The organism is Protofrankia sp. CiP1_Cm_nod4 (genome assembly GCF_982290645.1).
Map to the genome: position 1 here is coordinate 40438 of NZ_CEVIVC010000012.1, position 14417 is coordinate 54854.

Below are 14417 nucleotides of genomic sequence, written 5' to 3' on the forward strand. Positions count from 1 at the left end.
CTTTGCACACCGGATGCGCGGACACCATGCCCACGTATCGTGATTGTCCGTCTGTTGATCATCCGGAGGGACTGTTGCCGACCGTAAGGCAGCCGACACCTGGCAGTCCGCCCGCCAGCGACCGGTTGCCGGCCCGCCCCGAGATCGGCTGAGGCCAGGATCAGGTCGGGTCGTCGCCTCGGTCGATGGCCTCCCAGGCGTCGACCGGCCGGGCCGCCGGGGCCCGGTAGCGGGCGGACAGCGCCGACCAGGTGTGCCCGCGCAGCGCGACGAGCAGCCCGCCGCCGGCGAGGAGCACGCCGCCGGCGGCGGCCAGCCACGGCGCGGCGGTGCGCCGCAGGTCCCGCAGGTCGGCGGTGGCGCCGGGGACGAGGTCGCGCACCCGCGCGGTGGCCCGCGCCGCCGCAAGGGGGTCGGCCGCGACCCGGCCGGCGACGACCGCGGCCGCCACCCCGGCGAGCAGGACGAGCACACCGACGACCACCCGGCCGGCACGCCTGGTCGCGGCGATCGCCACCACCCCGGCGAGCCCCACCAGGCCCAGCCCGGCCAGGGCCGGGGCCAGCTCGGAGCCGCTCAGGCCGGCCGCCAGCGGCGCGGCGGCCACCGCCGGCTCGTTCGCCCCCACGGCGGAGACCCGCACCCGCACCCAGGTCGCCCCGACGGTGAGCAGCACCACCGCGGCGCCGAGCAGGCAGGCGGCCACCGCCACGGCCATCTCCCGCCGCCGGCCGGCGGTGCCGGCGGACGGCCCGGGCACGTCCGCCCGGCCCGTCCCTCCCCCGCTGGCCGCGCGGGTGTCGTCGGCCGCGCGGGTGTCGTCGTCGCGGCGCCCACCGGCGGCCACGAACGGTGTCCGCGGTGTGCCCCCGGTCATGTCGGCGGGCGCAGCGACTCGGCGATCTCGACCGCCCGCAGCACCGCCGCCGCCTTGGTGCGGCTCTCGTCGTTCTCGGCCGCGGGGACGGAGTCGGCGACGATGCCCGCGCCGGCCTGCACGTAGGCGACACCGTCACGCAGCACGGCGGTGCGGATGGCGATCGCGGTGTCCAGGTCACCGCCGAAGTCCAGGTAGCCGACCACGCCCCCGTACAGGCCCCGGCGGGTGGGCTCGAGCCCATCGATGATCTCCATCGCGCGCACCTTCGGCGCGCCGGTGAGGGTGCCGGCGGGGAAGGTCGCCGTGAGGACGTCCACGGCCGAACGGTCCGCCGCGACCTCGCCGGTCACCGTCGAGACGATGTGCATGATCTGCGAGAACCGCTCGACGGCGGCGAACTCGACCACCCGCACCGACCCCGGCGTGCAGACCCGGCCCAGGTCGTTGCGGACCAGGTCGACAAGCATCACGTGCTCGGACCGCTCCTTGGGGTCGGCGAGCAGCTGCGCGGCGAGCTCGGCGTCCGCCTCCGGGGTGGCGCCGCGGGGCCGGCTGCCGGCGATCGGGTGCAGCAGGGCGCGGCGTCCCGTCACCGTCACGTGCGCCTCCGGCGAGGAGCCGATCACATCGTGGTCGTCGAAGCGCAGCAGGTACATGTACGGGCTCGGGTTGGACGCCCGCAGCACCCGGTAGATGTCCAGGGCGGCGGCCGTCGTCGGTCGCTCGAAGCGCTGGGAGACCACGATCTGGAAGCACTCGCCGGCCCGGATCTCCTCGATGGCGGCCTCGACGGACGCCTCGAAACGCTCCGGTGGGGTCGCCGAGACGAAGTCCGCGATCGACAGCTCCGCCGGCACGCCGGTGCTGGCCACGGTTGGCTCGGTCGACTTGCACAGGCCGGCCGTCATGACCTCGAGCCGCTGCAGGGCGTCGTCGTAGGCCGCGTCGAGGCCGCCGCCGCGGGTGAACACGTTGGCGATCAGCAGGCAGGAGCTGTCCCAGTGGTCGAAGACGGCCAGGTCGGCCGTGAGCATCATGCGCAGCTCGGCCATGCCCAGGTCGTCCACGGCGGTCGAGGGCAGCCGTTCCACCCGCCGGACGATGTCGTACGACAGGTAGCCCACCAGCCCGCCGGTCAGCGGTGGGGCGCCGGGCGGCCGGGGGGCGCGCAACGCCGTCCGCGCCGCCCGCAGGATCTCCAGCGGGTCGCCGCCGGTGGGCAGCCCCGGCGGCGGGTCACCCGCCTCCCAGACCGCCGACCCGTCACGTTCGGTGAGGGTGGCCGCGGCCCGGACGCCCACGAACGAGTACCTCGACCACGTCTCGCTGTTCTCGGCGGACTCCAGCAGGAACGTGCCCGGACCGCCGGCGAGCTTGCGGTAGATCCCGACCGGGGTCTCGCCGTCGGCGAGCAGGCGGCGGGTCACCGCGACCACCGGGTACTCGGCGGCCAGCTCATGGAACCGCGAACGGCCGGGGCTGATCTCCCCTGTGGTCACGACCGGGCTCCTCTCACGGGTTCGGCGGCGTCCACCCGCCGGGCGTCGCCGTCGCGTGCCGGACCGGCGCCGGCCCGCGGTTCGTCCATGCTGGCCTGTACGTGGCCGATGCCGGCCCGTGCGTGGTCAATGCCGGCCTGTACGTGATCGATACCGGCCCGTACGTGGTCGATGATGACGGCTGGTAGCCGCCGGCCGTCGAAACAGCTCCGGCTGCCGGTGTGGCAGGCCGGCCCCACCTGGTCGACCTGGACCAGGACGGTGTCCCCGTCGCAGTCCAGCGACACCGAGCGGACCAGTTGCAGGTGGCCGCTGGTGTCACCCTTGACCCAGTACTCGCGGCGGCTGCGGCTCCAGTAGGTGGCCCGCCCGGTGGTCAGCGTCCGGTGCAGGGCCTCGTCGTCCATCCAGCCGACCATCAGCACCTCGCCGGTGTCGTACTGCTGGGCGACCGCCGGGAACAGGCCGGCGGCGTCACGTTTGAGCCGGCCGGCGATCGCGGGGTCCAGGCGGGGGGGTGGGGCGGGCACGTGCCCATTGTGCCGCGCCCGACGGCCTCGCATGCCCGATGAGCCGCATAGCCGATGAGCCGTGCCAGCGCGGCACGCCGGTGGGACGGGCGGAGCCGGGCGCACCTGTTCGTCCAGTATCCGTCCGGTAGTTGCCAGTTCGGCACGGCAGCGCCATGGTGACACTACGATCACTGTGTGACCCCGGTTGGACGAGCTGTCGCGGGCCTTCGGGCGCGGACGGCCACCACGCCTGGCCTGCTCCGCCTGCTGTCGGCGGGCCTGCTCGGCACGACGCTGCTGTTCTGGCTGGCCACGTTCGGCACCGGGCTGTCCCGCGCCGACGCGGTCGACACCGTCAGGAACGATGCCGGGCCGTCGTTCGCCGCCGCGCAACGCATCCACGCCGACCTGTCGGTCGCGGACGCCACGGTCGCCCGTGCCTTCCTGGCCGGCGGCGTCGAACCCGTCGAGCAGCGCCGGGTCTACGAGGAGTCGGTGGCGTCCGCCGCCCGCCGCGTCGTCGACCTGGCCCATGCCGGCGGACCACCCGAGGCGCGGGAGCCGCTGGCCACCCTCGCCCGCGAGATTCCGGCCTACACCGGCCTGGTGGAACGGGCCCGTGCCAACAACCGGTTCGGCAACGTCGTCGGCGCGGCCTACCTCCGGCAGGCGTCCACGCTGATGCAGTACACGATCCTGCCGGCCGCCGACACGCTGGCCGCCGTCGACGCCAGGCGGATCGACGCCTCCTACGACCAGGCCACATCCTGGCATCATCCGGTCCTGGTCACCCTCGCCGGGCTGGCGAGCCTGGCCGGCCTGGCCGCCGTGCAGGTGCTGCTGTACCGCCGCACGAACCGCGTGCTGAACCTGCCGCTGGTCGCCGCGGCCGCGCTGGTCGCCGGCGTGCTCGGCTACACGCTCAGTGCCTTCGCCGCCGAACGGTCGACGCTGCGCGACGGACGCGACGACGCCTTCCAGCCGATGACGCTCGTCGCCCAGGCGCGCAGCCTCGGCCTTCGCGCCTGGGGCGACGAGAGCCTGGCGCTGATCGCCCGGGGCAACGGCGCGCTGTTCGACCTGGACGCGACGCGGGTCGCCCAGCGCCTGGGCTACGGCGAGTCCGGCCGGGCACGGGACGACACGGCGCCGGGCGGCGCGGCCCCGGGCGGGGTGCCCGGCCCGCCGGTGCTGCCCGCCGTCGCCGCCGCGGGCGGGCCGGACGCACAGTCGCGGGCCGGCCTGGCCGGCGCCTGGGAGCAGTACCAGGAGACCAGCGTCCAGGTCCGGGCACGGGCCGCGGAGCCGGGCGGCTTCCAGCAGGCCGTCGCGCTCGCGCTCGCCGACGGTACCGCCACGTTCGGGCGGTACGACCAGATAGCCGACGCCGCGCTGACCGCGAGCGAGCGACGGTTCGCCGCCACGCTGGCCGACGCCTCGCACGACCTCACCCCGGTGACGGTCGTCGCGACCATCGTCCTGGTCGGTGCCATCGCGCTGACTGTCACCGGATTCCAGCTCCGCATCAACGAATACCGCCGAGCGTGACATCAACCTGACATCGGGCTTACCTGCCAGGGCCGACAACCTACGATTGACTCGTGGGAGTGATCTTGCGCCGGAAGCGCGCGAGCGCGAGGAGGCCACGCGCCGCGGCGAGGGCCGGGGCATTAGGGGCGGCATTACTGGCCGGTCTCGTCGCCTGCGGGAGCGTCGAGGCAGGCCTGCCGGACGCCGCCCGACCGCTACCGCCCCGAGCGACGGCGGCCACGACCACCGCGCCCGCCAGTGGCACGGCGGCTGCGGGTACGACGGCCGCTCCGCCATCGTCGCCGGCATCACCGCCGGCCGGCTGCGGCAACCCGGCCGCCACCTGGCGCCCGCCGTCGCCGATGCCGGCACCGGGAACCGTCCCGGCATCCCCGGCGCTGCGTAGGATCTTCGACCGGGGCTACCTGATCGTCGGAGTCCGTCCGGACACCCCGCCGTTCGGCTCGGTGAACCCGGACACCGGCGCGTTCGAGGGCTTCGACGTCGACGTCGCGAACCTCGTCGGCGAGTGGCTGTTCGGCAAGCCGGGGCACGTGCGGTTCCGCGCCATCACCGCCGCGCAACGGCTGCCGCTGGTCGCGAACGGCGAGATCGACCTGTCCGCCGGCTCGTTGACGGCGACCTGCGCCCGGCTGCTCGAGATCGACTTCACCACCGTGTACTACATGACCGCGACCGGCCTGCTGGTGCTGCGTGACTCGAGGTACCAGCGCCTGGCGGACCTCGGCGGCAGGAAGGTCTGCGCCGCGTCCGGCACCACGTCGCTGCAGGCGATCGAGAACGAGCCGTCGCACCCGGTCCCCTACCCGGTGTCGAACGTCGCCGACTGCCTGATCGCGCTGCAGGACGGCGAGGTCGAGGGCATCGTCAACGACGAGATGGTGCTGGCGGGCCTGGCAGCGCAGGACCCGCGCACCCACGTCGTCGACGCCGACCGGTTCAACCAGCCGATCGCCGCCGGGGTGAGCAAGAACAGCCCCGACCTGACCGCGTTCGTCAACGGCGTGCTCGAGCAGGCGTTCGCCGACCACGCCTGGGCCCAGATCTTCGGCCGCTGGCTGGACCGCGCCGTCCCAGCGCCGCCGGTCCCGGTCTACCGGAACTAGGCCGTGGCGCCCGGCCGGCTCGACGCCGTGGATGCCACGCTCGCCCAGTTGGAGGCGGGCAGCGCGGCGCTGGCCCGCTCGCTGCTCGACCTGGACGCGCGGGCTGCCCGCGTGCTGCCGGACCCGGCGGCCACGGCGGGCGCGCCGGGCAGCCGGACCGCGGTGTGCGCCGGCCGGGTGCGTGACCGGCTGGACTGGCTGTGGGACCGGTTCACCACCCTGTCCGAGGTGCTGACCAGGGCACGGGCGCTACGCACCGGCGGGCCGCGGCCGCGCAGGGCGGAGGAGCTCGAGGCCCTGCTGCACCGGGCGTCGGTGCCGCGCAGACCGCCGCCGCCGCACGCCGGCCCAGCCGTCACAGGCGCGGGCGCGGGCGGGGGCGGTGAGGCAGGCGGTGGCGCGGGCGCTGCCGGCCCCGCCGGCACCGGTGCCGGCGTCGCGATCTATCCCGAGGACCTGCTGGTCGGCACCGCCGAGACGGTGGCCGCCGCGAACGCCGACCTCGACCTGCTCGAGACCGCCCGGTCCGGCAGCCTCGCGGCGCTGGCCGCCGCCGAGCGCGAACTCGCCGGGCTGGCGACGGCGCTCCAGCGGATCGGGCTGGGCCCCGACGCCGTCGCCGAGCTGGCGGCCGCCCGGGCGAGCGTGTCGTCGCTGGCGGCGAGCGTCGCCAGCGACCCGATAGCGGTGGCGCCGGCCGGACCCGCCGAGACCGCCGACCGGGTCCGCCTGGCCCGCGACGCCGTCGACGGGCTGTGCCGGCAGCACGACTCGCTGGCCGACGAGCTGCGGGCGGCCAGCGAGCTGCTCGCCGAGATCGTCTCGGTTGCCGCCGCGGCCGAGCAGGCGGCGGCGGCCGTCGTCACGCGGGTGACCGGCACCGGCACCGGCCTGCTGCGGCTGGCGGACGGCTGGCTGGACGACCCACGGCGGGGCCTGCGCCCATGGCTCGAGCGCCTCGAGCACCGCCGGGCCGCCGGCGACTGGCTGCGGGCCGGCCGCGGGCTCGCCGCCTGGCGCGACGTCGCCACCTCGGCGCTGGCCACCGCCCGGCAGGCCGCCGAGGCCAACGCCGCGCCGCTGAACCGGCGCGGCGAGCTGCGCGGGCTGCTCCACGCGCTGCACGCGAAGGCGGTGCGCCACGGCGTGGCGCAGGCCCCGGACCTCGACGCCGTCTTCCGGCGGGCGCGGGAGACGCTCTACACCTCGCCGGTCGACCTCGACGCGGCCGACGAACTCGTGATGTCGTACGCCGCGAAACTGGTCGACCGCACCGATCTCGAGGAGCCGACGCGATGAGCCAGCAGTCGAGCCCGGCGGCGTCCGCCGGGGCCCGGTGCCAGGAGCCGGGGTGCGGCGGCACGGTCCAGCCGGACGGGTTCTGCGACGAGTGCGGGACCGCCCCCTCTCCCGCATCCCCCGCATCCCCTTCCGCCGCCTCGGGGCCCGCCATGTCGGTCCCCGCCCCGCCGAGGCCCGGGCCGGCCGCCCTGTCGGTGCCGTCGCGGCAGCGGCCGTCGTTCCCGTCGGCGTCGAGCTCCGCCTCGTCACTGGTCTCGTCCCGCGCCTCGCGGGCCGGCCGGGCCAGGGGCTCGAAGCCGTCCAGGTCGTCGGTGCGCCGGCTCGGCGCCGGGCTGGTACAGGTGCCCGAGACGACCGTCCCGGACCCGGCCTCGCTGGTACGGACCAGCCCGGTGGTGCCGGAGAACAAGCGGTTCTGCCGCAACCGCGGCTGCGAGCAGCCGGTGGGACGCAGCCGGCAGGGGCGGCCGGGCCGTACGACCGGCTTCTGCGTCCACTGCCAGCGGCCGTTCTCGTTCGAGCCGGGGTTACGCCCCGGCGACAGGATCGGCCCCCCGGTGAGCTCCAGCGACAGGGCCCCCCGCTACGAGGTGGTGGGCGCGATCACCCATGGCGGCCAGGGCTGGATCTATCTGGCCCTCGACCACAGCGTGGAGGGCCTGCGGGTCGTGCTCAAGGGGCTGCTCGACGTCGGGGACGCCAGCGCCCACAGCGCCGCCATCGCCGAGCGGCGCTTCCTCGCGTCCGTCGACCACCCGACGATCGTCAAGATCTACACTTTCGTCGAGCATGCCGGGACCGGCTACATCGTGATGGAGTACGTCGGCGGGACGTCACTGCGCGAGCTGCTCAGGCGGCGCCGCGCGGCGCTCGGCCAGCCGGACCCGCTGCCGGTGGCGGAGGCGGTCTCCTACCTGCTCGCGGTGCTGCCGGCGTTCGCCTACCTGCACCGCAACGGCCTGCTGTTCTGCGACTTCAAGCCGGACAACGTGATGCTCGGGCAGGACACCCTCAAGCTCATCGACCTCGGCGCGGTCCGCCGGGCCGACGACGTCAGCAGCGACGTCTACGGCACGCCGGGCTACCAGGCACCGGAAGTCGGCAACCAGTTACCATCGGTAACCTCCGACCTGTACACGCTGGGACGCACGCTGGCCACGCTGATCCTGGACTTCCGTGGCAACACCTCCACGTACAAGCACTCGTTACCGCCGCCGGACGACCACCCGCCGCTGCTCCGCTACGACTCGCTGCACCGGTTCCTGCTGAAGGCCACCGCATCTTCGCCGGACGACCGGTTCGCCAGCGCCGACGAGATGCACGACGAGCTGCTGGGCGTGCTGCGCGAGGTCGTGGCCGCGGAACGTGGCATGCCGGCGCCCGCCCCGAGCCGGCGGTTCACCGGCGACACCCACCTGACCGGCGAGAACCCGGACGGCAGCCGGGCCGAGCCGGCCGCCTCCGTGCTGCCGACGTTGCGGGTCGATCCCGACGACCCGGCCGCCAGCACGCTCGCCGCGCTGCCGGACACCGACGCCGCCGCGCTCGCCGAGCTGCTGGCGGCGATCCAGCCGGCCACCGTCGAGGTGCGGCTGCGGCTGGCCCGCGCCCAGCTCGACGCCGGCCGGTACGAACAGGCCCGCCGGACGCTCGACGCGATCGAGGACGAGGACCCGTGGGACTGGCGGGCCGGCTACTACCGTGGCCTGGTCGCGCTGGCCGAGGGCGACGTCGCCACCGCGCGCGCCGAGTTCGACGGCGTCTACAGCGAGGCGCCGGGCGAGCTCGCGCCCAAGCTCGCGCTGGCACTGGCCGCCGAGGCCGACGGCGACACGGGCTACGCCGAGCGGATGTACGACGTGGTGTCGAGCACCGACGACTCGTTCACCAGCGCGGCGTTCGGGCTGGCCAGGGTGCGGACGGCGGCCGGGGACCGGCAGGGCGCCGCCGACGCCTACCGGCGGGTGCCGCCGACGTCGGCGGCCTATCTCGACGCCCAGGTCAGGCTCGCCCGGCTGCTGGGGACGGTGACGGCCGCCGGTCCGCCCGACCGGGCCGGGCTGGCCGAGGCGTCGGCCGTCCTCGGCCGGCTCACCCTGGACCCGGCCCGGCGCGCCGCGCTGGAACGCGACCTGCTGGCCACCGCCGTCGACCTGGTGGGCTCCGGCGCCGTCGTGCCGGACGACTCGGTGACGGTGGTGAGGCGGCCGCTGCGCGAGGAGGACCTGCGGTTCGGGCTCGAGGCTGCCTACCGGGAGCTGGCCAGGCTGGCACCCACCGTCGACGGCCGGTACTCCTACGTCGACGAGGCGAACCGGGTCCGGCCGAGGACTCTGACGTGAGCCCGCACCCGGACATCGACGACGGTGTCGTGACCGACGGCCCGGCCGCCACAGGCCCGGCCGCCACAGGCCCGGCCGCCACAGGCCCAGCCGCTGGGGACCCGGCCGCCGGCGACGGCACCGCGGTCGACGACGGCGCCATGGATGACGACGCGGTCCCGTGCCCACAGTGCGCCGCGCCGGCGTTCGCCACCGACTCCTACTGCGAGGCGTGCGGCACCCTGCTGCGCGTCCCCGGGCCGTGCCGGAGCTGCGGCGCGGCCGAGTTCGACGGCGACGGCTTCTGCACGACCTGCGGGAGGCAGCGGGACCCCGGCGCGCCGGGCGCGCCCGGCCGGCAACTGCCGCCCGACCGGGTCGAAACCGACCTCGGCCGGATCGCGGGGGTCAGCGACCGGGGCCTGGCGCACCGGGACAACGAGGACGGGATGGGCATGGCGCTGGGGCCGTGGCCGGTCGCCGTGGTCTGCGACGGCGTGTCGACCGCGCCCGACTCCGGCCCGGCGGCGCGGGCGGCGGCCACGGCGGCCGTCGAGTCGCTGGTCGCCGCCGCGGCCGGCGCCGGGCGCGGGCCGCGGGCCGCGGCCCCGCACCGGGCTGGCGCGGACGCGCTGGGCGCCGCGGCCGCGGCCGCCCAGCGAGCGGTGCTGGACCGGCCGGTCGCCACCCCCGGCGCCGCGCCGGCGTGCACGTTCGTGGCCGCGGTCGTCATCGACAGTGTGCTGTCCGTCGGCTGGCTCGGCGACAGCAGGGTGTACCTGCTCGGTACCGACGGCCCGGTGCGGCTCACGGCCGACGACACGCTCGCCGCACACGCCGCGAGCGCCGGTCTCATCCCGGTGGAGGCCGCCGAGACGGCGCCGGGAGCGCACACGATCACCCGCTGGCTCGGCCCCGACAACGGCGGCAACGTGGTCCCGCAGGTCGGTTCCGCCCGGCTGACCGGTCCCGGCCGGGTGGTGGTGTGCAGCGACGGGCTGTGGAACTACGCCTCGGACCCGCAGGTGCTCGCCGCCCACGTGGCCTCGGCCGGCACCGCTGCGGCACCGATCGACGTCGCCCGGCACCTGGCCGACGTCGCCCTGCGCGCCGGTGGGCACGACAACATCACCGTCATCGTCCTCGATGTACCCGACGACCTCACCCCCGGAGACCTTGATGGTCACGTTCAGCAGTGATGTCAACCAGAACGCGTACCTGAGCGAGGGCGCCACCGATGTCCACGCGGTGGTGACGGTCAAAGCGGTGACGGACAGTGCCGAAATCGTGTCCGACGGCCCGGCCGGCACGGGCGCGGGCCCCGGCACCGCGGAAGTGATCATCATCGACTCCTCCGGGTCGATGGAGGGCAAGAAGATCACCGAAGCCCGGCGCGCGGCCGCCGTCGCGATCGACACGCTGCCCGACGGCGTGGCGTTCGCGGTGGTCTCGGGCAACAGCTCCGCCCGGGTCGTCTACCCGACAAGCCAGACCGGTCTCGCCGAGGCGTCGGCGGCGACCAGGTCGGCGGCGAAGCAGGCGGTGCACGACGTCCGCGCGGGCGGCGGCACAGCCATCGGCCAGTGGCTGACGCTGACCCGCTCGCTGATGGAGACCCGGCCCGGCGCGGCCCGGCACGCCATCCTGCTCACCGATGGCCAGAACTGGGAGAGCGAGGACGTCTTCGCCGCCGCGCTCGCCCGGTGCGAAGGCGTGTTCCAGTGCGACTGCCGGGGGGTGGGCGCCGACTGGCGGGTGTCCGAGCTGCGCCAGATCGCGAGCCTGCTGCTCGGTTCGGTGGAGCTGCTGCGGACTCCGGAACAGATGGCGGACGACTTCCGGGCGGTGGTCGCCGCGGCCACCGCCCGGGCCGTTCCCGACGTGACGTTACGGGTGTGGACGCCCAAGGGCGCGGCCGTCCGGTTCCTGCGGCAGGTCTACCCCGAGGTCGACGACCTGACCGGCCGCGGCGGCGACGTCAACGAGCGGACCCGTGACTACCCGACCGGCGCCTGGGGCGCCGGCACCCGCGAGTATCACCTGTGCGTCGACGTCGTGCCCGGTCCGGTCGGTACCAGGAAGCTCGCCGCCAGGGTGACCCTCGTCGCCGGCGACACCAAGCTGTCGGAAGCCCTCGTCCTGGCCGTCTGGACGGACGACACCGACCTGTCGACCCGGATCAACGACAAGGTCGCCCACTACACCGGTCAGGAGGAGCTGGCGCGGGCGATCCAGGAGGGCATCGAGGCGAGGGCGCTGGGCGACGACGCCACCGCCGCCACCAGACTGGGCCGGGCGACGCAGCTCGCCGCCGAGGCCGACGACGAGGGCACGCTCCGGCGCCTGGCCAAGGTGGTCGACATCGACGACCCGGCGACCGGGAAGGTACGCCTCAGGCGCGACGTCGACGCGCTGGACGAGATGGACCTGGACGTGTCGTCCACCAAGACGGTGCCGGCGAAGCGGTGAGCGCCCGCTGCCAGGAGGGGCACCTGTCGCAGACCTACGACTGGTGCGACCAGTGCGGCATCCTGATCGCCGCCGAGCAGCCGCCCCCGGCGCCGCACGCCGTCCCGCCCGAGCCGGGGCCGTCACAGCCGTTACGACCGCCGCACCCGTTACAACCACCGCACCCGTCACAGCCACCGCAGGCACAACCGCCGCGACCGGCCGACGCGGCGGCCCGGCCGGCCGGTGCCGGTGCCGGCTCGTGCCCGATGTGCACGACCCCTCGGGACGGCGCCGGTCGTTTCTGCGAGACCTGCGGCTACGACTTCGTCACGGGCATGCCGCCACCCATGCTGACGGCCGTGCCCGTCGAGGCACCGGATCCCCTCCAGCCAGATCGTCACCCGGGGCCGGGCGGCCCGGCGGCCGGTGGCCCCGTGGCGTCGGCACCGGCATCGGCACCGGCATCGGCATCGGCGCCGGACAGCACGCCGAGCGGCTGGGAGGCGGAGGTCACGCCGGACCAGGCGTTCTTCGACCGCGGTTCGGAGGAGGGCGTGTCGTTCCCGGCGACCGTCGTCACCCGCGTGCTCGCGCTGCGCGGCTCGCGCTCGCTCATCGGCCGGCAGAGCCGCTCCCGCGGCTACTACCCCGACGTCGACCTGTCGGTGACGCCCGAGGACAGAGGGGTCTCGCGCACCCACGCGATGCTCGACCACCCGCCGGACGGCACGCTGACCATCACCGACCTGGGGTCGTCCAACGGCACCTACCTCGACGACGAACTGGCGCCGCTGGCCCGCGGCGTGGCCGTCCCGCTGCGCGACGGGTCACGCATCTACGTCGGCTCGTGGACCCGCATCACGGTCCGGCGCCGATAGGCGCGGCTCCCCCTCGCCACCGCCCGCGCAGTCCATGATCGGCGCGGGTGTGCTGCCGGGTACGCTCCTGTGCCGCGTCGGCGTACGCGGTGACGACCTCGCGCCGGTCTCCCGCGGGCCCGGCCCGGCCGTCACGAGCCGCTGGTGCCGGCCGTCCAGGAGGCGTGCAGGCGCTGGTACACGCCGGGGACGGCGACCAGCTCCGCGTGGGTGCCCTGCTGGACGATCCGGCCGGCGTCGACGACGACGACCAGGTCCGCGGACTCGGCCGTGGACAGCCGGTGGGCGATCGTGACCGACGTCCGCCCGCGGGTGATCTCGCGCAGCGCGCCGGCCAGCCGCACCTCGGTCGCCGGATCCACCGCCGACGTCGCCTCGTCGAGGACGAGCAGGTCCGGGGCGGCGACCTGGGCGCGGGCGAGCGCCACCAGCTGGCGCTCGCCCGCGGCCAGCAGGCTGCCGCGCTCACCGACGCGGGCCCGCACGCCGTCGGCGAGCCCGCTGATCCAGTCGGCGAGCCCCAGCGCGCCGAACGCGTCCAGAACATCACGGTCAGTGGCGTCCGGACGCCCGTAGCGGACGTTGTCGGCGATGCTCGCGTCGAAGAGGAACCCCTCCTGCGGGACCATCACGACCCGCCGGCGCAGCGCGGCGAACCGCACCCGTGCCAGTGGCACCCCGGCGACGAGCACCTGGCCGGCGGCCGGATCCACCAGGCGGACGAGCAGCCGGGCGAGCGTGGTCTTGCCCGACCCGGTCTCGCCGACCACCGCGACCCGGCTGCCGGCCGCGATCCGCAGGTCGACGCCGCACAGCACGGGCGGGCCGCCCGGATAGGCGAACGAGACCCGCTCGAAGCACACCGACAGCGGGCCGGCGGGCAGCTCCCGCCCGTCCGGGCCGGGATCGGGCACGTCATGCGGGGTGTCCAGCACGTCCAGGACGCGGCGCAGCCCGGCGAGAGCGCCCGCGCCCTCGTTGAGCATCTCGGTCAGGGTCTGCAACGGCACCACGAACAGCGTCACCAGGAACAGGAAGGCCACCAGCCGCCCGGCGCTGAGATGGCCGCCCACCCCGAGCAGCACCCCGCCGACCACCACGGCGCTGGTGGCGCCCGCCGCCACCAGCTCCCCGACGGAGAAGACCGTGGCGACCAGGCGCTGCGCGGCCGTCTGCGCCGAGCGGTACCGGTCGACGGCGGTGTCCACCCGGGCCGCCGTGCGCGCCTGGACACCGTAGGCGCGCACCACCGCCGCGCCGACCACCGACTCCGAGATCGCGCCCAGCATGTCCCCGACCCGCTCCCGCACGGTCAGGTACCGCCTGGCCACCCGCGGCTGGAAGCGCCACACCACCACGGCCATCGGGACGAAACAGGCGTAGACGACGATGGTCAGCGGCCAGGAGTACACCGCCATCAGCACGGTCGCGACCATCATCTGCCCGGCGGAGAGCAGCAGCACCATGCCGCCGAACTGCAGGAACTGCGACATCTGGTCGACGTCGCTGGTCACCCGGGAGGTCAGCGCCCCGCGCCGCTGCCGCGCCTGGGCCAGCACGGACAGCTCGTGGATGTGCCGGAACGCCCGCACCCGCATGGTCGCCAGGGCCGCCTCCGACGCCCGGTAGAGCCGGACGTTCATCCGGTAGGCCGCCAGCGCCGTCACCACGATCGCCACCGCCGCGGCCAGCACCGCGTGGCGCACCACGGCGAGGTCCGGCCGGCCGTCCAGCAGGCCGTGGTCGACGGTCTGCTGGACGGCGACCGGGATCACCACCCGTCCCGCGGTCGCGGCCGCGGCGAGGGCCAGCGTCACGGGCAGGCCGGCGGTGAGCTCCGGCGCGAGCCGGCGGATCCGGCCCACCGCGGCCCACAGCGGCTCCCGGGGCCGCGGCGGCGGGGCCGCCGCCGGCTCC

Annotated in this window: 11 protein-coding genes; 7 read left to right on the forward strand and 4 right to left on the reverse strand. The window is 75.4% G+C overall.

Going from position 1 to position 14417, the window contains the following annotated elements; translation table 11 throughout:
- Positions 1-160 precede the first annotated feature (160 nt).
- Genes AC5LSR_RS04565 through hisI form a run of 3 tightly spaced genes read right to left on the reverse strand, consistent with a single transcriptional unit; the run spans position 161 to position 2942 of the window.
- Positions 161-877: a Trp biosynthesis-associated membrane protein gene (locus AC5LSR_RS04565; RefSeq protein ID WP_493464793.1), complete on the reverse strand. Its 717-nt coding sequence runs from the start codon at positions 875-877 to the stop codon at positions 161-163.
- Positions 874-2379 carry an anthranilate synthase component I gene (locus AC5LSR_RS04570; protein WP_250287482.1) on the reverse strand — a complete coding sequence of 502 codons (1506 nt, stop codon included), beginning with the start codon at positions 2377-2379 and terminating at the stop codon, positions 874-876. Before AC5LSR_RS04570 ends, AC5LSR_RS04565 begins: the two co-directional genes overlap by 4 nt.
- Positions 2376-2942, reverse strand: coding sequence for a phosphoribosyl-AMP cyclohydrolase (hisI, locus tag AC5LSR_RS04575; RefSeq protein ID WP_250291663.1), 567 nt, complete (start codon positions 2940-2942; stop codon positions 2376-2378). The genes AC5LSR_RS04570 and hisI overlap by 4 nt, the downstream gene beginning before the upstream one ends.
- A gap of 144 nt (positions 2943-3086) precedes the next feature.
- On the opposite strand from hisI, the gene AC5LSR_RS04580 reads away from it, so the two are divergent.
- The 7 genes from AC5LSR_RS04580 to AC5LSR_RS04610 all read left to right on the forward strand — a co-directional run bounded on the left by AC5LSR_RS04580 (position 3087) and on the right by AC5LSR_RS04610 (position 12500).
- A complete protein-coding gene (locus AC5LSR_RS04580; protein WP_493468179.1) occupies positions 3087-4439 on the forward strand; it encodes a GlnX family signal transduction membrane protein in 1353 nt (450 codons plus the stop codon).
- A 344-nt stretch (positions 4440-4783) separates the two neighbouring features.
- Positions 4784-5548, forward strand: a complete 765-nt coding sequence (locus tag AC5LSR_RS04585; RefSeq protein WP_493464795.1) for a glutamate ABC transporter substrate-binding protein — start codon at positions 4784-4786, stop codon at positions 5546-5548.
- Between the two features lie 3 nt (positions 5549-5551).
- Complete coding sequence (locus tag AC5LSR_RS04590; RefSeq protein WP_493468180.1) at positions 5552-6847, forward strand: hypothetical protein; 1296 nt, start codon at positions 5552-5554, stop codon at positions 6845-6847.
- Complete coding sequence (locus tag AC5LSR_RS04595; RefSeq protein WP_250287568.1) at positions 6844-9192, forward strand: serine/threonine-protein kinase; 2349 nt, start codon at positions 6844-6846, stop codon at positions 9190-9192. The genes AC5LSR_RS04590 and AC5LSR_RS04595 overlap by 4 nt, the downstream gene beginning before the upstream one ends.
- Positions 9189-10370 (forward strand): PP2C family protein-serine/threonine phosphatase, encoded by a 1182-nt coding sequence (locus tag AC5LSR_RS04600; protein WP_493468181.1) that lies wholly within the window; start codon positions 9189-9191, stop codon positions 10368-10370. Before AC5LSR_RS04595 ends, AC5LSR_RS04600 begins: the two co-directional genes overlap by 4 nt.
- A complete protein-coding gene (locus AC5LSR_RS04605; protein WP_493468182.1) occupies positions 10351-11640 on the forward strand; it encodes a VWA domain-containing protein in 1290 nt (429 codons plus the stop codon). Before AC5LSR_RS04600 ends, AC5LSR_RS04605 begins: the two co-directional genes overlap by 20 nt.
- Positions 11637-12500: an FHA domain-containing protein gene (locus tag AC5LSR_RS04610; protein WP_250287334.1), complete on the forward strand. Its 864-nt coding sequence runs from the start codon at positions 11637-11639 to the stop codon at positions 12498-12500. Before AC5LSR_RS04605 ends, AC5LSR_RS04610 begins: the two co-directional genes overlap by 4 nt.
- Before the next feature lie 131 nt (positions 12501-12631).
- On the opposite strand, the gene AC5LSR_RS04615 is transcribed toward AC5LSR_RS04610, so the two are convergent.
- A partial coding sequence (locus tag AC5LSR_RS04615) for an ABC transporter ATP-binding protein (RefSeq protein ID WP_493468183.1) occupies positions 12632-14417 on the reverse strand: 1786 nt, incomplete at its 5' end.